Genomic DNA, 23,274 nt, shown 5'->3' with positions numbered 1-23,274 from the left:
ATTGCAAAGATTTAATAAAAAAGGATCAAAATAAATACTACAAAGCTATGAAAATCAAAATTCCGAAAAACCAACTATTAGTTAACCTCCCTCCAAAAGTTGAGCTTGCCATATTTCTAATTAGGTTAGAATTGAAAAACGTGAAATTCACCAATGATTTGAATAATAAAGGAATTGATACCTATGCTGGCTTTTTGGACTTTAGTGCTTTAATTTCAGCCCTTATTGGTTTTGACAATAATCTTTCCGATGAATTTAAGGAGTGGTATTTTGATCGTCAAACCCAATTGGTTGAAAACGTTGATCCGGAAAATGAGAAAGAACTTTTGAAGCGGGCTTTTAAATTTTATGTTGATTTAGTGGTTAAAAAACGGGGCGCGGATGCGAAGGTTAAGTAGCAATGGTTGTTACATAAAATCAATCAGGTTTACAATTTCATTCCAGTTTTTACAAAAATTCGTGATTGCCATCTTGTATTTTTAACCGATGCCTAATACAAATTTATTCTGCCAGGGTTTCAGTTTTTGCTTATGGTTCCGATCAAATTCATTCATTGGTTTTGGGTGGATTTAACTAACCCCATATATTTTTTATTCCTTTTGTCTGATAATAGGCTTTATGTTTTATAATACGAGACGGTTGCCCTGATTTTAGAAGTTTGGTCTTGTGGTTAAGTGAGGTGCTAAGGAAGTACAAAAAATTTAACAAATAAAGCACAAAAAGTAATTACACTTTTACAAAACTAGAAAGGTAATTAATAGTATTATTAATTTTTTCCTGTACATCTTGGCTGTTAGCTGATTTATTATGTTTGGAAAAATTATCTATAATATTTTTCTTTTGATTATTAAAGGACATATTATCTAAATTTCCTTCTACAATTCGCATTACAAATTGTTCTGGAAGAGTAATACCGTTTTTATAGGGGACTTTATATTTCTTGGCAAATGGTTCAAGATATTTATCAACTGAATATCCCTTTTTAGTTAACTTATTAATAAATGATTCATCTATTACAGTGCCAGCCCAATGTTGCTTCTCTGCTTTTTCATGTGCCTTCACAAGCCCTTTACCATAAACGGAATTTATGTTATATAATCCCCCAACATCACTCTCTGATTTATAATCTCTGTGTTCAATTTCTCCATAGACTAGCGAACCCCTCACTGGAAAACAAAAAATAATGGCCTGCCAATTAAACCTATAGGAAACCTCAAGGATACTTCTAAGGGAATCCTTAGAATCATCATTAGTCCAATAAACAACAGTATCTGAAAAGTTAATACAGTTGATGTTTGATTTAGCAATATCAAATGTTCGCCCCTGTGGCGCATCTTTAGTTTTCCCACCGCTCAAAGCACTTTCGATATCCCGAAAAATCATATTAACAGTGCTTTTTTGATAACTAAGGTCATTGTTTTCAATAAATTGCTTAAATCCAAGATAATCAAAATATGCAATAAACTTTTTCATTTTTCTATTGTGATACTATAATCCCTTATTACTGGGACTAAACTCCAATATACTTTTTTATTGATAATGGGTATTAGTAATTTGATAATAACTCTGAAGGACAATTTTAAAAAGTGACAATTACTACTTCCTTTTGAAATTAGAAACTTTGCATATGCTCGATCGGTAAATGGATTTTTAGCGTTTGTTACCTGCCTGTGCCTTATTGTTACCCCTTAATGTTAGTGTATCCAATTTCATGCTATCATTAAACCTATCGATTTCTATACTCATTTTAAAAGAGTCGTTTTCAACCTTAAAGTTCAATTTATCATTGATGATTTCTATTTTGTTTGTTCCATCGCTATTCATCTTAATTATTTCAAGAGCATTTGACATGATAAGCCCAGCGGTTGTAGCAATAACATCGACTGCTGTCCAGTTAAGTTTTTTTGAGGTAGTCTTTTGTTCTCTCTCTGCTTTAAGTTCAGCATCTGTTTTGAAACCATTTTTTACGAACTTAATTAATGAATCCTTTGGAACGATCCTTTTTCTCGAAATGTGATATATTAAGCTTACTGTTTCCTTGTCATTAAGTTTATACACTACAGGAGTTTCAGTTTGGTCAAATGTGCTACCCAAACTTGCTAGATCAACTTCACCAGTCAAATAAATTTGTCCTTCCCTTTCTAAATATTGGAAGAGTCTAACTATATAAAATAGTTTGTTGCTTAGTTGTTTTATTACTTCACTAATGCCTATGTTTCCATATTCTTCAGCTATTTGGTCTATGTAAGACTTGGCAATGCTAACTGGACAATCATCTTCGGATTTAAGCTCTATGTAGAAGTTAGGATATAGTTCAAAATCAATAATATTACCAAAAACATTAAGCCCACCTGGTGTTTCTTCAATCTCGACGAGTTTTGACAGTATCTTCTTTTCATAGTTACTAAATTCCTTCATTTTCTACTTTTCTAAATCAGATAATAACCAGCTATTGACCACTATCCGTGATATCAATGTTATATTTTCTTTGAATTCAAGGTTTTTGAAGCCTTGGGTAAAGGTAAAAACTCTTAGGGAAAGTTCATAAATCACCACATATAGCTAAGTCATCGCTACATACCCTAATCATGGGGATTAGAAATTTAAAAAAACATTGTTAGGTTTTTAAGCGAAACGGCTAAAGATCAGTATCTGTTGTAAATCTACGATGAAAGGGTACGATATTTGTCCTTTCGCTACTACTTTAAACAGATTTGAGAAGGTCATCAATTAAGTAACTCAAAATACTCCTCCATTCTCTCCAAGTCTTCCCCCAAAAAGTTCGATCCAGATCCCTCTATCCCTGCATTAAGGGACATTTCATCAAAATCGTGGAAATGTCCTTTTTTTGTTTAATTTGGACTATATTTAGTTATAGTCAAATATATCAATTGGTATTTATACAACTTTTGATTTTAATTTTTGCCCCCAAGTAACTTTTTTGGAACAACCCCAGAAGTTTATATATTTTACTCATGGGAAATGTTAGCAAATCTTCTACAAAACACATTGAAAGAAAAATCAGGCAAATAGTTGAACTGTCGGACATCTGGCAGGAAACAGTAGCCGAGAAATCGGTGTCAGACAGCAGGCAGTATTTAAAATTCAATAAATGGAATATGTCGATGACACTAATTTTAGAAAGAGTGACCAAAGCACAGAGCGTTAATGTCATTACTATATAACCATGTAAAAGTCCGGAAGAATAAGTTACTGTTTACAATATTATCACAAAACATGATCCTTTAAGCGATAAATTGCCAATACGAAATCACGGCGGAATAATCAATATACTTTTGATTCGTTTGATAAATACTATCTGCCAAGAATTCAATATTTTGTGAAACTTGATTGAAACGGAATTTAGAGTTTGAAAACAGAAAAACTGACGCGGAAAGCAATCATAGACCAGCGACTGAAATAAGCCAAACAATATTGCTACAACATTCAGTCAACACAAGATTATGAGCTTCCCTTTTGTTTCTATACAAACGGATATGATATCTATTTCTGGACTTGCTCAAAAACTTTGTATCAGAAAAAGGAGAAGTCAGCAAACGAAACCTGATCCCACCCACGCTGTCAAAAGACAAAATTAATTTCGTATATGCCGATGAAGCCGATATGCTGAATATGGATCTATTTGGGATGACGGCAAAACAATGGCGTGGCGGGAAGCTAATTCTAATACGAAAGGCAACATTCGGGATACGGCTACTATTGAACAACTGGTGGTTTTGAGCAATATGGAAAGCATCAATGCTGTCCTGATCCGGCAGGTTTTAAACCAAAGCGAACGGCTGAAGCAATTGAACAAAATAGCTATTACCCAGATGCAATCACTTTTGAATAATAAAAACACCAAGAAACTGAAATAATGAGAATTAGGTAAATTTTATTATTGAGTATGCAACATAATCCCAGCCTGCGAAAACAAAAAAGGTGAGGCTGATAGAATTGCACCAGCCACACTTTTGTAACCATAAAACAAATATTTTTACCTAAAAGCTAAATCCGGCAGTGACTTTGAAGAAAGAAGAGAGGTCAACGCCGCTTTTGTCGACCTCTTCATCCGAGCGCAGGTCGCTACCGGTTGTGAATCGGGCAAATGGGCCACCGTCAGGGTCGGCAAACTGGATGTATGGACCCAGTGCCACATACAGATCAGTAGATGCATCCGATTCCTGGTTTTCGCCTCCAGTAAACCTTAAGTGCTCAAGATGTAATCCCATAGAGAAGAAAGAACCGATCTTAACACCCCCGTTGAGCCAATAGTGCAAGTAGTTGTTGGTGACAGGATTTCCATGGTCAAACCCATTGTAATAGCCGGCATACAACTCACCTTCCATTTTATCAGTGTTGAGTCTTACGGTAAGGTTGGGTACGATCCCCTCTCCCAAAACAGGCGATCCTAATCCCGAGGTAAGACTACCGTTCAGCAAGCCTATCTGGGGATTTACATAAAGGGCCTCACCCACGGGGAAACCGATACCTATCCCAAATTCTGTCCAGTTACCCCAGTTCTCACCAGTACCGCCTGACCAGAGTATGCCGTAAAAAGTAAAATCAATATTATCACCGGCCTTATAAGAGCCGGCGAAAAAAGGATAGAAGCCAAAAAAAGAGTCTGAGTTCAGCGATACACTCATTCCAAATTTAGGCTCTTCTTCTTGCTGCGCAAATGCAGCCTGAGCCAACAACACTAACAAAATGGCAACATAAAGTCTTTTCATAATAATTAATTTTTTGTTGGAGATACAATAGTTTTATAATCAGAAATACTATAATTTAATTAGTTAAGATGATTGTAAAACTAATACAATCATTTTTAGTAGTAATACTTTCATAAAATAAAATTTTAATATTTCCATTTTTTACAAAATGATTGTTTGTTTAATGTAATTTTTTCAAAAAAAAAGCATGTCACATCGTTTTTTTGCGAATTTTCTTAGGCTTCACTGCCTGTTTATACCTGATGCTGATGGTTTCAGCAGTCAGGATGTTTCTAATGTGAACCGGATCGGGTCGCTCTACGCTTTGAAGCTGACAAAAATGTGTTAATAACACCTTACTCACCTGCCAGCTTCCTTAATTTTTAGCTTAGCCAACTAACGGTTAGTAACGGTTAGATTGTAAGCTTTCTAGGAAAACAGGACCGCACCTATCCCCCTTTGCTTCCAGACCATTTTTTGGGGAGGCAAGCTTTTATTAAATGCAGTTTTCAATAAATCTAAACGTGCTATCAAAAACACGATGTGTACACTTTCGCGCTGTGATGGTTTACGCTTAGCGCTTTTTGCATGCTATATTAGCCCAATGACCCAAATTTTCAAACAGGTAGTTTACAGTAAGCTTACAAATCAGCGGCAACCAGGGCATTTTTTCGATCATATAGCTTCACATGAGCTACTTTTGCATAGGTATCAATGAAAGTTTGTTGATAGACCCTCCCTACGCCTTTGATTGTACCTACATAATAAGTATCCTGGGCACCAAGATAACCAGGATGAAGGGTCTCTGGTCTCTACTTCTCCGGTTGCTTTCTTTTCTTCTTTGGCCTTCTCTAAGGCAACTACCTGAGCTTCGGTTAAGACCAGGCCGGCCTTCTTGGGCTGCTTTTGATTCTAAAGCCTTTAAACGCTTTTTAAAGGTTTCCAGATCATGGCGCAGCCAAACGTAGCGCACACCACATGGAGAGATGAAAACCCCCTCTTCAACGGATGGAGCACTGCGGTTTTTTCTTCCTGGTAGTGGTTCATTGTTTCAATAAATCATATAATGCTGTATTGATGAATAACACCTGCTTGCCCCGCTTCGTACTTGTTAAAAACCCCTTTTGTTCCAGTACTCTTAGATACTTCATGGCAGTTCTTCTTTCATACAATCCCTTATCCACAATGAAGGAAACTTTGCAGTAAGGATGTTCAAACAAGATTTCCACCAGCTCTTTTGAATAGACTTCCGGGGCTTCTTCCTTTATATCCTTAACGGTTTTGTCCAGAAGCGCTTTGATATTGTATATGAGCACTGCGGTTTCTTTAGCAGTTTCTTCCACCCCTGTCAAAATAAATTTTATCCATTCTTCCCAATTTTTTATCGTGGCGAACCTTTGATAGCAGGTCATAGTAATCTTTCTTTTTTTTGATGATATAGGAGATTAGATAAAGTAAAGGCGTATCAAGCAGTCCTTTTAATACCAAGTAAAGAATATTTAATATTCTTCCCGTTCTGCCGTTACCATCGTAAAAAGGGTGAATCGATTCAAATTGATAATGGATCAAAACCATTTTGACTAACGGATCCATATCATTATCTGTATTTATATATGTTTCTAATTGTTGTAACATCTTTCTTATCACATCTTCACCCGTAGGGGGTGTATATATGATTTTTTTCCATTTCGGCCAGTGCTGCCCTTGCCTTTGCCACTTTTTTTAATACTTGAATGGTCTCTATTTCTGTTTCCGGCGGAAGGGGTGGCAAGTTGTTGTATGGAACAGTAGCATTTACAGCATTTTCTATTACACTTTTCGGGTCTTCCCCTGCTAGCACCTTGTCTATCAGCTTATCGACGTTTCCATCTTTTGGTTTCTTCATGTTCTGATATTTTGTTTTACCAAGCGTAAATTCATCTCCAAAACTTATAATTTATGTACATAAATTTATTTTATATGCACGGCATGCACCTATTCTGGAAATAGGTACATGCAGCCTGTTTTGATGTACATTAGTATAAGGTATTGTGTATTTCAGGTACCAAAACATATCCTTCCGGATATTGAACACAGACTGAAGGTTATAAGGATTGGCAATGGTTTTTTGTCCATACAGCTTTTAAAAGCTTAACTAACCTGAATTCGATTTAAGTATAAGAATGATGGGCAATTAAGACGATCTGGGAAGTAAAAGAAGCAACAAATCCTCCCTGGAGGTCAGGAAGGGGGCGGCAAGAGGAGAGTTATCTTGCCGCATGCTCTTAAAAACAGTTGTTTAGTAACCCATATTTTGTTCCAGGTAACCTTCCACATTTGATGCACCGTCAATGGCATTCTGTGGAATGGGGAACAATCTATGGTGTACGTCACTGTCAGTCTTTTCTGTCCAGGGATCTTCATAGTGGCCAAAACGAATTTGATCCCCACGCCTGAAACCTTCCCAGTAGAGCTCAAAACCACGTTCGCGGTAAAGAATTTCCAAATCGATGGATGGAAGTGCCGGCGGAATTGGTTCACGTGCCGTTCTGGACGTCCTTACTGTGTTAACATCAATCAAAGCACCAGCGTTATCCCCTTTTCTCAATTTTGCCTCCGCCCGCATCAGGAGTATTTCGGCATAACGCATCAATACAAGGTCTACACTACTGTAATTATTACCATTGGGTGAGGTATGGCTGAACTGGTATTTTGAAACACGGTAACCTTTTGCATGCAACCTGCCCTCATTTGTGAAGTCAACCTGCATTTCGTGGTTTACGTAACCTACATCCCTATCCGGACCGTTGCCTTTGATTTGCTTTACCGGGTATATTCTGTAGCCCCCGTTGCAGGTATAGAAAGAACCGTTTTCATCTTTTCTTGGGCCCCATATAACACCACGCATAATACCTCTGTCAATTTCAAATTCCTCAGCAGCCATACAATAGTAATGATCTTCATCATTTACCGGTGAAAGTCCCGTGAGGTCTTGAAGCTCTTCGGGAATCAGTTGATTCTTTTGGTAGAACCTTGCATCGGTCCCGGCAGGGTCTGCATTCCCATAGGCGTCTATCCAGGTTTGGTAAAAATCCGGTGTAATGGCGGGGCCGTCTGTGCCATCTGCACTTGGAAATTCCGGTCTTGGGAACCATGATCCTGCAAGCGACCAATAAGCCCAACGGCTATGCTCCCTCCTAAGAACACCGCGTTGGTCCAATGCAAAGATCAATTCGGGATTGTCGTGGTTGTCATCATTGAACAGATCAAAATATTCCGGAGACAAAGAGAATGAGCCCGAGTTGATAATGTTATCCGTATACCCAATCACCTTGTCCATATCTTCGGTAGTGAAGTTTGGTATTCCGTAAGGGTCACGGTATACCGCAGCGTTGAGATTCAATCTTGCCAAAAAGCCCCAAACCGCAGCTTGCGTCATTCTACCTGGACCTTTATCTGTATTGATTACATCCAGCACTGATAAAAGCTCACTTTCAATGTAGTCAATGGCGTCCTGCTTTCTAAGAATTTCAGAAAGTTCCCCCGACGTCTCTTTTTTGAACACCAGCCCCCAACTATCCAGCATCAACATGTTCAAATAGGCTCTCAGGGCTATCATTTCGTGCAGGGCTCCTTCCGCTTCGGTATCTCCTTCCTCGGCAAGTGGTTTCAACACCTCGATGGCGGAAAGGGTTCTGGAGATATTCTTGGTAACCTCGTTCCAGGAACTGCCCACCATATCGTTGCCTGGCGCAATGTCATGGGTGTGGGCCTCGATGAATTTACCTCCATCATACCAGTCTGTTCCACCGCGATACGGCAATATGGCCTCATCCGAAGGGATCAATTGTAAACCGTAGTAACTGGTATGTCTCCAGGCCCATGAAATTTGCCCGTAAGCCGGTGCAATGGCACCGCTAATGACTTCTGCCTGTCCGCTTCCCGTAAGGGATTCGTCTATAACTTCTTCTTCTAAATCGGTGCAGCCTACGACTGATAATAAACTGATCCCGAAAAGTGCGAATATTATTTTATTCTTCATCTTGAAGTGTTTTTTGCGATTAGAATGATACGTTTAAGCTAAATAAAAGGGTCCTGGCCCTTGGATAATTGAAGTAATCAATCCCAAAAGTCTGAATCCCATCGATGGTAAGATTAGAGTTAATTTCCGGGTCAAACCCGCTGTAATCTGTTATCACAAATAAGTTCTGTCCGGTGACGGAAAGACGAATGGCACTGATTAAACCCTCCAGACCGATTAGCTCGGGTTTTAGGTTGTATCCCAGAGTAGCGTTATTTAAACGCAGGAAACCACCATCTTCCAAATAACGGGTAGATACTTCATTGGAGTTGGTAATGTCTTCGTTGGAAAATTCAGAAGCAATATCAGTTGTATTGAAATTGGACGCCAAAAGCCCTTTTTTGAACAGGGACATGGCCGTATGGTTGTAGACCTGGTTACCGGAAACCCCGTTAAAGTTTAACCCTAAATCAAAATTTTTGTATTGTAAGTTTAGGTAAAAAGCATACACAACATCTGGTAAAGCACTGCCCACCACTACACGATCGTCAGATAAAATGCTTAGGCCATCTTCTCCAATTCCCAAAAATTCCTGCATGTAGAAAGATCCTATGGCTTCTCCATTAATATTTCCGTTGATGGTGGCGCCTGTTTGGCCAGCTCCTTGTGCCGCACCAGTGGTCAATACTTTATATGGGGAATTCTCCACTTTGTTTTTGGTATAGGCTATATTACCCCCCAGGTTGTAGGCAAAATCTTTGACGATATCGCTTCGATAATCCAATGTAACCTCAATACCGGAGTTCTTGATCTTCATATCGGGAATGTTGGTCCAATATTTATCTGTGGGCTGAATAGGATCTGCAGGGGTAACCTCTAACAAAATATTTTCAGAAACTTTATGGAAGTAATCTATGGTACCTGATAATCTATTGTTAAAAATCCCAAAGTCCAGGCCCACGTTGGTTTGTGCGGAAACCTCCCACTGAATATCCGGGTTGGCCAAACGTGTAAAAATAGTACCGTAGGGATAGTCCTCTATAGAGTTTTCGGTTCCGTCTATGGGGTAAGAGTCGTTTTCATCCTTGCTATCGGTAAAACTCAATTTTGTGATCTTGGAAGGAATTTCCTGGTTCCCCGTTTGACCCCAACTGGCCCTTAGTTTAAGATTGTCGATTCCCGTGAAGGAACTTAAGAAATCTTCATTCATGATGTTCCATCCAAGGGCCACTGAAGGAAAATAACCGTATCTGTTGTTTCCGCCGAATTTTGACGAACCATCGGCACGCATGGTCGCCGTCAGCAAATACTTGTCGGCAAAACCATAGTTTACTCTCCCGAAGAAAGACTGCAGCTCGTTTTTAACAGCAAAAGTCTCCATAGAAGTCGGGGTGCCTTCCCCACTAATCTGGTCCTGATATTTTGGATCTATGCCGTTGTCAGCGAAACCTTCCATGCTAAAACGCTTTTGGTGCACATAGGTTTCCTGATAGGTATGCCCGGCCAATAATGTCAGGCTATGGTACTCCCGAACAAAATTGTAGTTCAGGGTATTCTCTACCAAAGTGTTCCTGTTGGTAGTATGTATGGAATTCAACGATCCGTTGATGTAATCTTCCAGTAAGGAATAGGGTTTGTATTGTATGTCCCTGTTGGTAGAAGAATAATCGACACCCAGGTTCAATTTATAAGTTAACCCTTTAACAATTTCAATAGAAGGGGCGATATTGGCCAAAATGCGATGGTTGACGGCATCATCACTGTAAATCTCCTCACGGGTCAGCGGATTGAGCATATTGTCCAATAGCGTAGGCTCTCCATTGGTATAAACAGGTGTGGTGGGGTTCAACTGTAACATATTACTTATAATAGCCCTGGAGTCGGCCCTTAAATTCTCGGTCCTGCTGCCGTTTAAATTAAGCGTCAATTGTAAACGATCATTCAAAGCACTTTGGGTTAGATTTAAACGGCCTGAGTAGCGTTTTAAATCGTTGCCCCTCAAAATGCCCTCCTGATCATCTACACCCAGGGCCGAATAGAATGATGATTTGTCCGTGCCTCCGCTTACAGCCAGGTTGATATTTTTAGAAACCCCTGTTCTGGTTAATTCGTCCTGCCAGTCCGTATTGGTGCCACCATCATCCAACGTGCCGCCCGCGGCCACTACCTGACTCCGGAATTCATCAGCGCCAAAAACATCCACTTTATTGGCCAATCCGGAAAGACCGGAAGAAATATCCAAGTCAATTTTAGTTTTTCCGGTTTTGCCTTTTTTCGTGGTAATCACAATTACCCCGTTTGCCGCCCGTGCCCCGTAAATAGCGGCTGCGGAAGCGTCTTTCAATACATCGATGCTTTCTATGTCCTGTGGATTGATGAAGTTCAGGGGGTTTGTCGCCACGCCTGTCCCGGAATTGTCCAAAGCAAAACCATCAATTACATAAAGTGGTGTTGTGCCCGATCGCAAACTACCTACGCCACGAATAATAACGTCCTGTGACGCCCCGGGCTCCCCGCTAACATTGGAAACATTTACGCCGGCAACCTTACCTTGTAAAAGCTGACCGGGATTTGTTACGATTCCTCTATTGAAATCTTTCCTGTCTACAGACCCGATTGAGCCAGTTACATCTTTCTTTTTCTGGATTCCATATCCCACCACCACAATTTCGTTAAGCGCTGAAATATTGGTCTTCATTGATATGTTAAAAATCACTTGATTCCCTATGGGAACCTCAATTCTTTCATATCCTACAAAAGAGCATACCACATATTCAACGCTATCCGGTATGGAGAGATTGAAATTTCCGTCAATATCAGTGATCGTCCCTAAATTAGTCCCTGGTACCATGACCGAGGCCCCGATCAGCGGCTCATTGGATTCCGAATCCGTCACCTTTCCACTAATCTCCCGGTCGGTAATTTCTTCGGTGATGTATTTTTTCCCGGATCGATTTTTCCTTGGAACAACATAAATCGTTTGATTAATTCTTTGAAAATTAAATTTGCTTTGGGAAGCGATGGATTCCAGCACTTCACGCAAATTTCCGTTTTCAACCTCCAGATTGATAAGCCCTTTTTTGGTCTTTACATGGTGACCATATGTAAAGTTAAAGGCCGTGCTTTTCTCTATTTCACTTAAAGCATTCTCAAGGGAAGTGTTTTTTAAATGTAAAGTAATGCCTATCTCCCTTAAGTTCTGGCTTCTTGAAGGTTCCGCGATCAGAAATTGCATGGCAATCACCTGTATAAAAAAAACATAAATTGCTTGTTTTGATGCGAACATCAATAGTTTAAGTAAATCAGATTTCATAATTTTATTATCAGTATAAATAGTTAGTTTTATTCCCGAACCGATTAGTCGGGAAAAGAAACGGGTCCGGATGCTGCGCCAACAGCTTCGGACTTTTTACTGCCTACCTGGTAAGCCATAAAATTGTATCGGTTTCAGTCGGATTTTTCCATATGCATCTGTTTTCTAATTAATACATCCTTTTCCATCTATAATAATGATGTCATCTTCGGCTACGTAGTAATCAAAATCGACTACAAATTGGAGACCTTTGAGCACGTTAATTAACTTTTCATTATCGTACTTTCCTCGAATCAGGCATTCGTCAGAACCTGTACCTTGTATCCTGATTTCCGTGTTGTAAGTTCGCTCCAGGATATTTACTACTTCCTTGAAAGGCATCATATCAAATTCCAGCGATCTGCCGATCCATGAAGTATACCGCCTCGGGTCGACATCTCGTGTAATTATATCACTTAACTTCCCGGAGTAAATAGCCTGTTGTCCCTTTGTTAGTAATACCTCCCTACCGGTAGCGTTGGCAGCCACTTTTACGGTTCCCGTAGCCACTGTTACCTCCACCTGCGCTTCTTCAAAAGCTCTCACGTTAAACGACGTCCCTAACACGGTTGTAACGACATCACCAGTATGGACAATAAAGGTTCTTTCCGGATCCTTTTGTACTTCAAAAAAAGCTTCCCCTTCCAGGGTAATCTCCCGCGTTTTACCAGAAAACTTCTCGGGATAGGCTAATTTACTTTTGGAATTAAGGGTGATAACCGATCCATCACTTAGCGTGACTACGGATCTTTGTCCTTTTGTGGTAGATTTCGTTAAGTAATTCACCTCGACCTCCCTGTTGCCAATGAAATAAGATGTCAGGCCGATGCCTACAACCAACAATACGGAAGCTGCAATCCGCCAGACCATTCGGTTTAACCAAATTCTTTCTCTCTTCTTCTCAAATCTCCTGATCTCTATTCCTGATAGTATTTTTTTTCTTGTATTTTCTTTTTCCTTTTCATTCCAAATGGGGGCTAATGAATCATCATTCATGAATTCATTATATACTTTTTCATAAAGATTTTTCTCTTCAGTTGAGCATTGACCTGCGTGATATTTTTTGGCGAGCGCTATGAATTTTTCTTTTTTCATGGGCATCTTTATGAAGAAGTATTCAAAGAGGCCAATATTGGGTATTCCGATATTGAAAATTTTCGATTATTAATGTTTAGTTAATAATCTGGTAATAGTGGGTTTAGATTAATCAGGTTTTTATTGAAGAAAAAGGTTTAGAGATATCACTAGCATGGCAAGGTCAAGGGACTTCCTCAGGTATTTTAAGGCTTTCTTCATATGGGTTTCAACGGTGAATACAGAAATACCCAATTTGTTTGCTATTTCTTTATTGGAAAGATCTTCAAACCTACTCAGGTAAAACACTTCCCTGCAGCGAACAGGCAATAAGGCAATTGATTTATCCAAAATGCTTTGCACTTCACCGGAAGAGATTTGTTCTTCGATATTATTACCGATAGTATAATTTTCAATAATTTCGGCTCTTTTACGTAGGAAACGGAGTTTTTTAATATGACCAGCTACCTGAAATTGCACGGCCTTGTAAAGATAGGCCTTGACATTTTCAATTGTCATACCGGAGGATCGGACCAGAAGATCAAGAAAGATGTCCTGAACAATATCTTCACAAACCATTTCATCACCAAGAACCTTGTAAGCGGCAATATATAATTTCTCCCAATATCTATTGAATAATTCCCGAAAGGCAATGTCGTTTCCCTTGTGGACCAGGGAATTTAATTCTTCATCTGATAGCCTCTCGAATTTTGACACTTTCTTCTAATTATTCGCTTTAAAAACAATCTAAAAATAATTGAATTCAGGAATCAGATACTAATAATATAAGTTACCAAATTTTTAATTTATTTCTTAATACCCCCTAACTCCATTTTTTACATCAGGTCATCCACTTAATTCATGACTTTTTTTTCCCAAGGAATTTCAGCAGGTCTGCTGCATCTCAAATTTGGACACAACGAGGGTAAGCGTACATTGGGAATTATATGTGCCTGCTCAGATGACTTCGATTGGGAAGGTGTGAAAAAACCAAATATTCCACAATCAGAGCTTATAATTTATGAAATGCATGTTAGACAATTTATAAAATACCCAAACGCCAATGTTTCTGAAGGCAACCATGGTACGTATGCAGGTATTATTGATAAAATTGATTACTTAAAGGATTTGGGAATTACGGCTATTGAATTGAAGCCAATTGGAGAGATCTTTCCGGCCTGCCCTCCTCTACCCACGAGGATTCATTAGCCCCTAAATTCGCAGGTTGCTGTTTGAAGTCATTCATGTAAGTGTTTTGAAGGGTTTGATATGGCGATAAAAACATAAGATGCTACCTTCATGCTGAAAATGTATAACGCTGAAATACCCTCAAACCGTAACGGAGGAGGCTAACTATTTTTGTTGTAAAACATGAAAAAAATATCCTTCCTATTATTATTATTCGGATTATTATTTAATTGTCATTCGCAAACCGGAAATGACCGTTTACCAGAGATTTCTTCTATGGTAGTAGCGGGCATCGATTTGACTGAAAAAATCGAAGCCAGTAACCTGAAAAACCTGCAACCGGCAACATTGAGTTTATTGCGAAATGAAATTTTTGCCCGGAAAGGATACAAATTTAAATCTGCGGATCTGGATCGATATTTTAAACAATTTGACTGGTACCAGCCGCAATTTGATGAGATAAGCATTGAGGAACACTTAACGGAAATCGATAAATACAATATTAATTTCATTAAAAATGTGGAAAAAGATTTCGGTAATGCCACTCCGGATGAAAAGTTTATCGAATACCTAAGCTTAATCCCTGACATAAAACTTCCATTGGATTTCACTTGTGAAAATGGGTTTCAAGAAGCTGATATTAACCATACAAATCCTTTTATTCGAAAGTATAATCCGGAAGGGGCCTTGGTAATCGGAAAATTATATAGTTCAGAAAATTGAGGTAGGGATAATTTATGGCTACATTGCAGATACTTTTTATCCCATTTTGACAAAATTTAATCTGAAAGGTGAGGAAATTGAAGATGTTGCGTTTTTTAAATTTGTAAATTGTTCAGGTGGGCCAGGATACTCTGCTACCACGAAAGGAACAATCACAAAAGACTTGGCAGTCAAAACACAAACAAAGATACTTCAATGGGATATTGAAACCGAAGGAAGTCAAATAGACACTGTAGTTTTTGAAAACGAATTTTCTATAAAATAAATAGTCACAATTTGTACTGGTAATATCCTTCGGTTCATAACCATGAGAATCCTGGCTGTTGGCATTATAATGGTTATTATTCAAAGTTATTAAACGATGAAAAGGATCATTTTTTCATTAATACTCCTAACGATCATAATAGTTTTTTCAATTTTTATCTATAACAGGTATAAGACGAGGCGGATTGAACACATAATCGGTGCGAATCAATACAGGCTCGAAGAATATTTGGACTATCCTAATGACCTGGTCGAGCTGGATAGTATTGCAAGCGATTTGGTTGAAGACAGCATGCGGGAATTAATTGAGATAATGAATTTGAGAACCAATAAAAAGCTTTTGAGATATACGATAAAAGGCAATGTTCGAAAAGAAGTTTATTGGTTGATGGACCAAGGTGACGGATATTATGTCATAGAAGCGGTAAACACAACCCTTTAATTCCTATGATTTTTGGCAAGTTCGTTTACGGAATATCAAAATCGAGTTAAATAAGTTAGATGAAGAATTAAGTTAGGTTAAGCATGAAAAGTAATGTTTGGTTCTTCATCGAAAAAGAGGAAATAAAAACACCCAAAAACGATAGATAAAAATGGCAAATTAAGGAAGAAACTTATTTTCTATAAAATCCTCCAGGGTTGTTGAAGTATATGCCTCATAAGTTCTTGGGGTGGCATAAATACCGTCTTTATCTCCCAGTGCTTTAAACAAGTCAACCATTTCTTGTTGTACATTTTCACTTGCTCCAAAGGCTTCAAACTGAGTTTTTATATCTGCGTATTGCTGCTTATTGTACGTTATTTTTTTCTTCAATTTTTCAGAAAAAATTTGAGTGGCTTCGGTTAAAGTTAAATTTGCAGGACCCATTAGATTTTTTACCCATCTTCCGCTCCATGTATCGTCCATAAGATAATGGGCGGCCGCATCGGCGATATCATCAGAACTTATAAAAGGGATGTCATGATCTTCATCATATGGAAATGAGATAACATCATTACCAATGATTTTATCTTTTTGTAGAAGAAAGTTTTCCATAAAGTATCCTGGCCTAATACTAACCATATTGGTGGTAACTTTATCAAATTCACGCTCCATATTACCTACATACCCAACTGTTCCGGTCTTTTGTTTATATCCTGCACCTAGCGAAGAAATCAACACCACTCTTTTTATGTTGTTATGTTTAACGGTCTTAGTGCCTGCTTTTATCACTTGATCGTACCATTCTTTTATGCTAGGCACATGTACAACGGGAGGGACTAACCATAACAATGCATCAACCTCTTTAGTATTTGCAATTACTTCGTCAGGTTTTGATATGTCAGTAGGGACTGGAATAGCATAAGACGTTTTTTGCTTTTCCAACTGCTCCTTGTCTTTTCCCAGTAATAGAGAAATTTCCCTGTTTTCTGAAATTATTTGCGCTACTCTGGTCCCTATATTTCCTGTAGCAGCTGCTATTGCTATTTTCATACTTATTGTTTTTTTAGGGATTCTTTTAAATCGTTTGTCGAAGAGGTTTCGAAGACCTTAATTTCCAACGGATTCCAATACTCTTTATATCGGTAAATTTTTCCATCCAAGAACGCTACAATCATGACATAATCCTGACGGTATGTTTTCCCATTTGGTAAATCAACCTCGCCATGGGTTTCCATTACAAATGTTTCTGTATTGTTCATTGGATATATTCTGGTGTTACTAAAACTTATGGCATCAAAGTGCCCAAGGATATCTGTCAAATATGTATGGTACTCCAGGTAGTTTAATTTTTCCGGAGTTCCAATTGATTTTGCATATGGGAACTCTATAAGGGCATCTTGATGAAAGTGTCTTAGGATATTGTCTCTACCTTGACCAAAGGCTCCTAGTAAACTTACTAGCTTTTCTTTATTTTCCGCACGATCATTTACTTTTGCACTTAACTCCCGTTCTTTTTCTGTATTTTTCCGGGCGGAGTTTTTATTTGAATTGCCACAAGCTAAAACGCCCAAAAAGCCAAATACGAACAGGCTGCTTTTTAATTTTGTTTTTAGAAATGTGATTTTCATATGAATTGATGTTTAATATTCCGGATACAAATTTACCTTGACAAGGCGTCTTGAATATTTTACAATCAATCAAATACTTATGAAAATCAAACCATTCTAAATTGGCGAGGAGATTTGTTAGTAATTTTCTTAAAAAAACTGGAGAAATTGGAAGGCTCTTCAAAGCCAAGGCAATACCCTACTTCGGAAATGCTCCAATTTGTATGGTTTAACAATCTTTTTGCTTCGATGCCCATTCTTTCTAAAATGATTTCCGTAGTAGATTTATTTAAATAATCCTGTATGGCTTTGTTCAAATGATTTACATGAATGGACAGCTTATGAGCATAGTCTGACGCAGTTCGCAGTCGTATTCTCTGATTAGGTTCGGCAATAGGGAATTGTTCTTCGAGGAGTTCCAAAAATGCATTGGATATCCGCTGGGAAGCTCTTGAAAATTTGTTCTTTGTAAGCACACCCATGTGATTCCTCATGGACATGTGGATGAGCCATAAAATCAAACTCTTAAGCATATCGTACTTATATTCGTAATCCGAATTTATCTCGACCAACATTCTTTCATAAATGTTTTTAATATGGGTTACTTCCGTTTTGTCGAGCTTAAAAATTGGAATTTGAGACGTATTGAAAATCGGATAGTCTTCAATCTTACCGAATTGGTTAAAAAAATCCAACGTAAATACACATGAGAATCCTTCTAGTTTTTCTATGTGCTCCCAACTATATGGAATCAATGAATTTAGAAAGATTATGTTTTCTCCGTGTAAATGTTCACTGCCCTTTTGATGATGAATGGTACTTTTTCCTTTAACGTAGCAAATTTTGAGATACTCTTTTTGTGAAAAAGGGATATAATTATCACGGTACAAGTCATAATCTTTCAAGTTGAATACCGTGAAGTGACCAAGCTCTTTTCTTAGATTACCTGACTTTATATTTAGAAAACCTTCGTAAAAGGATTCTATTGTTGGGGGTTTAGACGGTTTATTTTTAATCATAGTATTCAGTAAATGTACCACATATTGGGAGAAAATAATAAGGTTTATTTGCCGCAGCCATATAACATTTTGCCACTGAATTTTAATGACCCTGTTAGCACTAATAGCGGGATTGGTACTGTTTCGAAACATAGATAAAAAAATAAAGCACTCACAATTAATCCGTCTGTTCAATTTTTTTTCCCTCGACTAAAAATTGAACCAAATCTTTATGCAAATAATAGCCTACATCGGAGTTGGTGAAAACTATGTATCCCATTTTTAGTTCCTTATAGATCTCAAACTTGCATTGAAAATCGCCATTATTACCACCATGTCCAAACACTTTCCCATAGTGGCTATCGCGAATGGCTATGCCTAAACCCATTCCTTCCGGATATTCCGGTTTCGGTTGGCCCTCTTCCAGTGGAAATTCTGTAAGCAAAGTGAACATATTGCTATAGGTTGCAGGCGCCAATCCTCGCTCTTCAAGCAGGGCTATGGCAAATCGGGAAAAAGCTTTGGCTTCGGTAAACATACTCCATGCCATACCGGGCTCCTCGGGCCAGTATTGAATTGTAGGCACTCCTCTGCGATGCCCTGAAACTCCCACTTCACGCAACTCCGGACTATCGACGAAATACATATTGTATAAGTCAAGCGGTTCAATGAGCTCTTCATTAAGGATCTGCTGGATATCTTTTCCTATTACATGGGCCACAGCCCGTTTTAAATACTCAAATCCTTCTCCTGAATAGCCATATTTTGTTCCTGGTTTGAACTTCATTTCCCTCCCCCAATTTGGTAAACCTGAAACATGCATGAGCACATGGCGTCCGGTCATCAATTTATATTCCTCATATTCTTTCAAATCTTCGAAAGGCAAATATTCATGCAGGGGTTTGTCCGGATCAAAGGCCCCCCGCTCAGCCAGCCGGTTGACTACATAAGCAAATACCGGTTTGGTAACTGAAGCCGCCTCAAACAGGGACTGTTCTTTAATGGGTTCCCTGGTTATAGCATTCTGAACCCCATAGGTTTTGTGGAAAACCAATTGGCCGTCTTTAATCAATGACAGCGACACCCCTGGTATATCGTAGAAAGCTTGATAGTGTTGGATAAATTCATCCATCTTATTGGTTGCAGTGGCATCGAAATTGTGTAACAAACCCCTTTCGGGGATTAAGTCAGCGACCACTTCTTTGGTAATCATTAGAGGCGGTACTATAGTAGGATGGTTACCATTGATCTCTAAAGTGAATGGTTCCCTGAGTTTGGCTTTAAATACATCATGCTTGTGCCAGATGAGTGGATCGGGTATGGAAATATTGTAACCAGCCAATGGTAGTTGTGCGGTGTATTGGCCGGTAGAATCAACCGCAACCTGTAGCCTAAGTTGGGGATTTGTTGTCGATGAGAACTGAATGGTTCGAGGGAAAGAATATCCTTGTTCCTCTTCCCATTTTAGGACCCCACTAACTTTTTCCGTTTTTTCCGCAGGTGGCATTAAAACAACATCTCCAATATTTTTGTAGGAAGCGTGCTTCATGCTGTTGTCACCCCAGGAAGCAGCGGTCCAACGCTGATCCGTATCTTTGTCAAATACACTATAGTCAAACCCGATGGTTCGGCCTGGTACTATGTGTTCGTTTAACAATATGCGCCATTCAATAGATAATTTTGTTTTCCCCGGGAATGATTTTCACTTTTACATTATCCCAGGTCGCATGTTTAACCTGCTTATACCAAAGCATGTTTGGCTGCTCCACGATCTTTGCAGTATCCAGGTTAATTTCGTAACCAATGACTCCTGTCCCCTCAGGTTTATGGGCCGGGTCGAGATATAAAACCTGCATATCGTGGGTATACCATAATGGATTTTCAGGATTTCGAACAATATCGTCATCCCATGCTTCCACTGCAACATACAGACACTGCTCGTCCAGGTTATAACCCACCATAAGATAGGCCCGCAGGTCCCTGTCTTTCACAGAATCGGGTTGATTGGAGAAATTGGTGAGGGGATACTTGATAAGATCCGCTGTCCAGTCGGACAGATCGCCATCGACGGTTATATCCTTAATGGGATAGGCATACCCGATAGTGCCATTATTGGCCAGGGTATTTTGAGTAAAGAGGAAAAAGCTGATACAGAAAAGGCAGTGAGTAAGCCAAAGCAGAGTGTTGAAATGTGCCGGATGCATATTCGGGTGTAGTTAATACGTTTATGTATAATTTTTGAGTTCTTGCTAATAAAGACATAAGCAAAAAGGAAAAGTTGCATCCGATAAGGAATCAGTACTATGGCTGCCCGATTGGACATCGAACGGACTGATAATATCATTAACCTTGGTTTACCTATGGCTTACTTCGCCACAAATTATTTGCCAAACCCTGTCCCATCCCAAAAATCCACCTACATTTCTGTCATCTATAAAAATATCAGCGTTAATTTTTCTGCTATATCCTTTTTGTAGTGATTCGCCCGGATAATTTTCATTCACAGCATAAAATTCTACGCCGTTACTTTTACAGTAGTTCACAGCATCTTCCAGGCTTTTACCCTGCCGGTAGGTCCAAAGAATGAGTTTGTGGCCTTTTCTTTGTAAGGCCTGGATGGTGGCAAAAGCAAATAACTTCTGTTTTCCAATTTTCGGGTATCTATGTTCGACGATTGTACCGTCAAAATCTATAGCTATGGTCTTTACCGAAGTATTAATTAAGTTTTTCATGCTTTATATTGTTTTTTAGATGCGATCTTTTGCAGTTGCCTTTCAATAATAAGATCTGTAATTAAACGGGCTATGGGTTGGCTTTCAGTCTTAGAAAACAAAGCTAATTTCAGTCGTTCTTCCGAAATATCAAGACGGTACAGCATGTTTAACAACCTGTTAAAATCAGTGTTGAAGAGGTGGTTTATTTCAGCTATTAAATGTTCTTTCAGTTTTTCGAAACCGGTATCCTCTGAAAAAGTGTTTTCAATGGCCAAAGACTTAAAAGCAAGTTGAACAGCATTTTCCATTTTTTCAGTTAGTATTGACAATACAATATGTTTTGGAAATGAATGTTTCCAAAACATATTGATGTTTTAAGGGCTTTCTACAGTAATTTCTATGTTAAAAACCGCTTACTTATGATCCTTCTATGTACACGTTAGAGCCTCCGAACGGTTTTCCAGGTTATAGGAAGGCGATCGGTACCCGATCCAAATCAATTCTGGTTATAATGCATATTTTGATTGTTTTAATCTGATTTTTCCTCCTTTAACGTAGCGGTCAGGGTCTGCTCACCTTTGTTCCAACCACAGGCGGTTAATTCTTCGGTTTGCAAAGCGTCCAGCACCCGAAGTGCTTCATCGACATTCCTTCCTACATTCATGGAATACACGCTAACCCATTGTATGACACCTTGCGGGTCAATGATAAATGTCGCACGATAAGCCACTTTTTCATCGTCATCTAAAATACCCATTTCTTCTGCTAAGGATTTAGAGGTATCGGCAATCATTGGAAAAGATAGATTTGCCAAATCAGGATGATGTTGTCTCCAGCTTAAATGTACGTATTCCGAATCGGTAGAGGCTCCGATTATGTTTGCATTCCGCATAGAAAATTCAGCAGACTTTTTGTCAAATCCGATAATTTCGGTGGGGCACACAAAGGTAAAGTCTTTAGGCCACCAAAAGAGTAAAGCCCATTTACCATCGATATATTTGTGATTAATTTCTGTTATTTCAACACCATTTTCAGTTGAAATCACCGCTTTTTTGGTAAATGCCGGGAGTTTGTCACCGATGGTTAATGGCCCTTTTTGAATAAGTTGCATTTGTTGGCCATTGATTGGTTTTTTTAATGAATTACACATATACATTCAGCTTTTTAGTAATTTCTTGTTGATTTTTGTTCTTTCAGCGGAGCAAACAGGGCTTCCGGTTGTTTTTGGTGCCCTCCGTTTTTCTTTATAAAATCTGTTAAGGTTAAGGAAGCCCGCTTTAATTCACTTTGAACTTCATCTGTGTTTAAATAATCTTTGCTTGCCAGATGTAAGAGGTAGTGAAACACCCGTTTTAAGATATTTTCTCCTTTCTGCGGCTGTTTCAATTCTACATAAGTGTTGGCGAGGTTATTGCACGATATAATGTATATCTGAATAAATGGAATACCTGCCTGCATACATTCGAGTGGATGATTGTTTAATACCTCGGCACGGTACAGCGCCTCCTCATAACCCATTAAAGCTTCTTGGAATTTCTCCTTGCCGAACAGTTCGTTGGATCCAGTGACTTTTGCTTTCCAATGGTTCTCAATCCGGTGTAAACATAATTCGCTCATTTTATCTTAGGTTTTTGTTGGCGAAGTTCCAGTTTACAATGTCCCAAAAAATTTCTACGAATTTTGGGCGTGCATTTCTGTAATCAATGTAATAAGCATGCTCCCATACATCGAGGGTGAGGATAGGGATTTTGTTTTCAATTATAGGTGTTTGGGCATCTTTCATCGGTAGAATTTCTAAGGTTCCTTCCTGGTTTTGGGCCAACCAGGCCCAACCGGAACCAAACAATTTAGTAGCACTGGCAGAGAATTCTTCTTTAAACTTTTCAAAACTTTCAAAATCCCGCACAATGAGTTCTTTAATTTTTCCTTCCGGCTCTTTCCCGCCATTGGGAGAAAGGCAGTGCCAAAAGAAACTGTGATTCCAGTGTTGGGCAGCATTATTAAAAAGCCCTGCGTTGTTATCCTGAAATCCGGTTTGTATAATTTTCTCCATAGAAGCATCGGCCAATGGCGTATCTCTAATCAATTTATTTAAGTTGTTCACATAAGCCAGGTGGTGCTTGCCATAATGATAGTCGAAGGCCTCTTTGGTTATGATGGGGGCAAGTGCTTCTTTATCATACGGTAATTCAGGGAGTTGATGTGTAATCTTCATATG

At 38.8% G+C, this 23,274-nt stretch carries 27 protein-coding genes and 1 pseudogene; 7 read left to right on the top strand and 21 right to left on the bottom strand.

All coding sequences use genetic code 11. The features are described from left to right. Positions 1-398: hypothetical protein (locus AC04NP_RS25165; RefSeq protein WP_482862790.1), on the top strand; the 398-nt coding region annotated here is incomplete at its 5' end. A 328-nt stretch (positions 399-726) separates the two neighbouring features. Here AC04NP_RS25165 and AC04NP_RS25160 read toward each other — a convergent pair. Both AC04NP_RS25160 and AC04NP_RS25155 read right to left on the bottom strand, forming a co-directional pair. Next, positions 727-1,473 carry a hypothetical protein gene (locus tag AC04NP_RS25160; RefSeq protein ID WP_482862789.1) on the bottom strand — a complete coding sequence of 249 codons (747 nt, stop codon included), beginning with the start codon at positions 1,471-1,473 and terminating at the stop codon, positions 727-729. Positions 1,474-1,650: 177 nt separating this feature from the next. Next, the gene (locus AC04NP_RS25155; RefSeq protein WP_482862788.1) at positions 1,651-2,418 is read right to left on the bottom strand and encodes a hypothetical protein; all 768 of its coding nucleotides are present in this window, start codon (positions 2,416-2,418) and stop codon (positions 1,651-1,653) included. Between the two features lie 557 nt (positions 2,419-2,975). On the opposite strand from AC04NP_RS25155, the gene AC04NP_RS25150 reads away from it, so the two are divergent. Together AC04NP_RS25150 and AC04NP_RS25145 are read left to right on the top strand one after the other, a co-directional pair. After that, positions 2,976-3,185 carry a hypothetical protein gene (locus AC04NP_RS25150; protein ID WP_482862787.1) on the top strand — a complete coding sequence of 70 codons (210 nt, stop codon included), beginning with the start codon at positions 2,976-2,978 and terminating at the stop codon, positions 3,183-3,185. A 477-nt stretch (positions 3,186-3,662) separates the two neighbouring features. Further along, complete coding sequence (locus AC04NP_RS25145) at positions 3,663-3,878, top strand: hypothetical protein (protein ID WP_482862786.1); 216 nt, start codon at positions 3,663-3,665, stop codon at positions 3,876-3,878. Positions 3,879-4,001: 123 nt separating this feature from the next. Here the strand turns inward: AC04NP_RS25145 and AC04NP_RS25140 are convergent, their stop codons facing one another. The 9 genes and pseudogenes from AC04NP_RS25140 to AC04NP_RS25100 form a co-directional block, all read right to left on the bottom strand. Further along, the gene (locus tag AC04NP_RS25140; protein ID WP_482862785.1) at positions 4,002-4,733 is read right to left on the bottom strand and encodes a DUF6733 family protein; all 732 of its coding nucleotides are present in this window, start codon (positions 4,731-4,733) and stop codon (positions 4,002-4,004) included. Between the two features lie 623 nt (positions 4,734-5,356). Beyond that, positions 5,357-5,709 (bottom strand): annotated as a pseudogene (locus AC04NP_RS25135) (IS481 family transposase); the annotation flags it as partial. A gap of 46 nt (positions 5,710-5,755) precedes the next feature. Further along, complete coding sequence (locus AC04NP_RS25130) at positions 5,756-6,055, bottom strand: hypothetical protein (RefSeq protein ID WP_482862784.1); 300 nt, start codon at positions 6,053-6,055, stop codon at positions 5,756-5,758. Beyond that, entirely contained in the window at positions 6,039-6,347 is a 309-nt protein-coding gene (locus AC04NP_RS25125) for a Fic family protein (protein WP_482862783.1), read from the bottom strand. The genes AC04NP_RS25130 and AC04NP_RS25125 overlap by 17 nt, the downstream gene beginning before the upstream one ends. Positions 6,348-6,363: 16 nt before the next feature. Further along, a complete protein-coding gene (locus tag AC04NP_RS25120; RefSeq protein WP_482862782.1) occupies positions 6,364-6,597 on the bottom strand; it encodes a hypothetical protein in 234 nt (77 codons plus the stop codon). Between the two features lie 393 nt (positions 6,598-6,990). Beyond that, positions 6,991-8,733, bottom strand: a complete 1,743-nt coding sequence (locus tag AC04NP_RS25115; protein WP_482862781.1) for a RagB/SusD family nutrient uptake outer membrane protein — start codon at positions 8,731-8,733, stop codon at positions 6,991-6,993. Positions 8,734-8,752: 19 nt separating this feature from the next. Next, on the bottom strand, positions 8,753-12,025 hold the full coding sequence (locus AC04NP_RS25110; RefSeq protein ID WP_482862780.1) for a SusC/RagA family TonB-linked outer membrane protein: 3,273 nt from the start codon (positions 12,023-12,025) through the stop codon (positions 8,753-8,755). Between the two features lie 165 nt (positions 12,026-12,190). Continuing rightward, positions 12,191-13,159 carry a FecR family protein gene (locus AC04NP_RS25105; protein ID WP_482862778.1) on the bottom strand — a complete coding sequence of 323 codons (969 nt, stop codon included), beginning with the start codon at positions 13,157-13,159 and terminating at the stop codon, positions 12,191-12,193. A gap of 120 nt (positions 13,160-13,279) precedes the next feature. Further along, positions 13,280-13,855: an RNA polymerase sigma-70 factor gene (locus AC04NP_RS25100; RefSeq protein WP_482862777.1), complete on the bottom strand. Its 576-nt coding sequence runs from the start codon at positions 13,853-13,855 to the stop codon at positions 13,280-13,282. 144 nt (positions 13,856-13,999) lie between these two features. Between AC04NP_RS25100 and AC04NP_RS25095 the strand changes: the two genes are divergently transcribed. The 4 genes from AC04NP_RS25095 to AC04NP_RS25080 all read left to right on the top strand — a co-directional run bounded on the left by AC04NP_RS25095 (position 14,000) and on the right by AC04NP_RS25080 (position 15,755). Beyond that, positions 14,000-14,347: an alpha-amylase family glycosyl hydrolase gene (locus AC04NP_RS25095; protein ID WP_482862776.1), complete on the top strand. Its 348-nt coding sequence runs from the start codon at positions 14,000-14,002 to the stop codon at positions 14,345-14,347. A 162-nt stretch (positions 14,348-14,509) separates the two neighbouring features. Next, the gene (locus AC04NP_RS25090; RefSeq protein WP_482862775.1) at positions 14,510-15,049 is read left to right on the top strand and encodes a YARHG domain-containing protein; all 540 of its coding nucleotides are present in this window, start codon (positions 14,510-14,512) and stop codon (positions 15,047-15,049) included. Positions 15,050-15,095: 46 nt separating this feature from the next. Continuing rightward, the gene (locus AC04NP_RS25085) at positions 15,096-15,314 is read left to right on the top strand and encodes a hypothetical protein (RefSeq protein ID WP_482862774.1); all 219 of its coding nucleotides are present in this window, start codon (positions 15,096-15,098) and stop codon (positions 15,312-15,314) included. Between the two features lie 96 nt (positions 15,315-15,410). Beyond that, the gene (locus AC04NP_RS25080; protein ID WP_482862773.1) at positions 15,411-15,755 is read left to right on the top strand and encodes a hypothetical protein; all 345 of its coding nucleotides are present in this window, start codon (positions 15,411-15,413) and stop codon (positions 15,753-15,755) included. A 159-nt stretch (positions 15,756-15,914) separates the two neighbouring features. On the opposite strand, the gene AC04NP_RS25075 is transcribed toward AC04NP_RS25080, so the two are convergent. The 10 genes from AC04NP_RS25075 to AC04NP_RS25030 form a co-directional block, all read right to left on the bottom strand. Next, positions 15,915-16,787, bottom strand: a complete 873-nt coding sequence (locus tag AC04NP_RS25075; RefSeq protein WP_482862772.1) for an NAD(P)H-binding protein — start codon at positions 16,785-16,787, stop codon at positions 15,915-15,917. A gap of 2 nt (positions 16,788-16,789) precedes the next feature. Continuing rightward, the gene (locus AC04NP_RS25070) at positions 16,790-17,365 is read right to left on the bottom strand and encodes a nuclear transport factor 2 family protein (RefSeq protein WP_482862771.1); all 576 of its coding nucleotides are present in this window, start codon (positions 17,363-17,365) and stop codon (positions 16,790-16,792) included. An 86-nt stretch (positions 17,366-17,451) separates the two neighbouring features. Continuing rightward, positions 17,452-18,363, bottom strand: a complete 912-nt coding sequence (locus AC04NP_RS25065) for a helix-turn-helix domain-containing protein (protein WP_482862770.1) — start codon at positions 18,361-18,363, stop codon at positions 17,452-17,454. A 157-nt stretch (positions 18,364-18,520) separates the two neighbouring features. Then, positions 18,521-19,999: a serine hydrolase domain-containing protein gene (locus AC04NP_RS25060; RefSeq protein ID WP_482862769.1), complete on the bottom strand. Its 1,479-nt coding sequence runs from the start codon at positions 19,997-19,999 to the stop codon at positions 18,521-18,523. 10 nt (positions 20,000-20,009) lie between these two features. Then, on the bottom strand, positions 20,010-20,546 hold the full coding sequence (locus tag AC04NP_RS25055) for a DOMON domain-containing protein (RefSeq protein WP_482862767.1): 537 nt from the start codon (positions 20,544-20,546) through the stop codon (positions 20,010-20,012). 150 nt (positions 20,547-20,696) lie between these two features. Next, positions 20,697-21,074 (bottom strand): BT0820 family HAD-type phosphatase, encoded by a 378-nt coding sequence (locus AC04NP_RS25050; RefSeq protein ID WP_482862766.1) that lies wholly within the window; start codon positions 21,072-21,074, stop codon positions 20,697-20,699. Beyond that, positions 21,071-21,385, bottom strand: a complete 315-nt coding sequence (locus AC04NP_RS25045; protein ID WP_482862765.1) for a hypothetical protein — start codon at positions 21,383-21,385, stop codon at positions 21,071-21,073. Before AC04NP_RS25045 ends, AC04NP_RS25050 begins: the two co-directional genes overlap by 4 nt. A gap of 200 nt (positions 21,386-21,585) precedes the next feature. Further along, entirely contained in the window at positions 21,586-22,206 is a 621-nt protein-coding gene (locus tag AC04NP_RS25040; RefSeq protein WP_482862764.1) for a peroxiredoxin, read from the bottom strand. A 14-nt stretch (positions 22,207-22,220) separates the two neighbouring features. Beyond that, entirely contained in the window at positions 22,221-22,673 is a 453-nt protein-coding gene (locus tag AC04NP_RS25035) for a tetratricopeptide repeat protein (protein ID WP_482862763.1), read from the bottom strand. A 1-nt stretch (position 22,674) separates the two neighbouring features. Further along, on the bottom strand, positions 22,675-23,271 hold the full coding sequence (locus AC04NP_RS25030) for a superoxide dismutase (protein ID WP_482862762.1): 597 nt from the start codon (positions 23,269-23,271) through the stop codon (positions 22,675-22,677). Positions 23,272-23,274: the final 3 nt, after the last annotated feature.

It is taken from the genome of Agaribacillus sp. DX54 (assembly GCF_056858335.1).
This window is presented reverse-complemented; position numbering and strand designations above follow the sequence as displayed.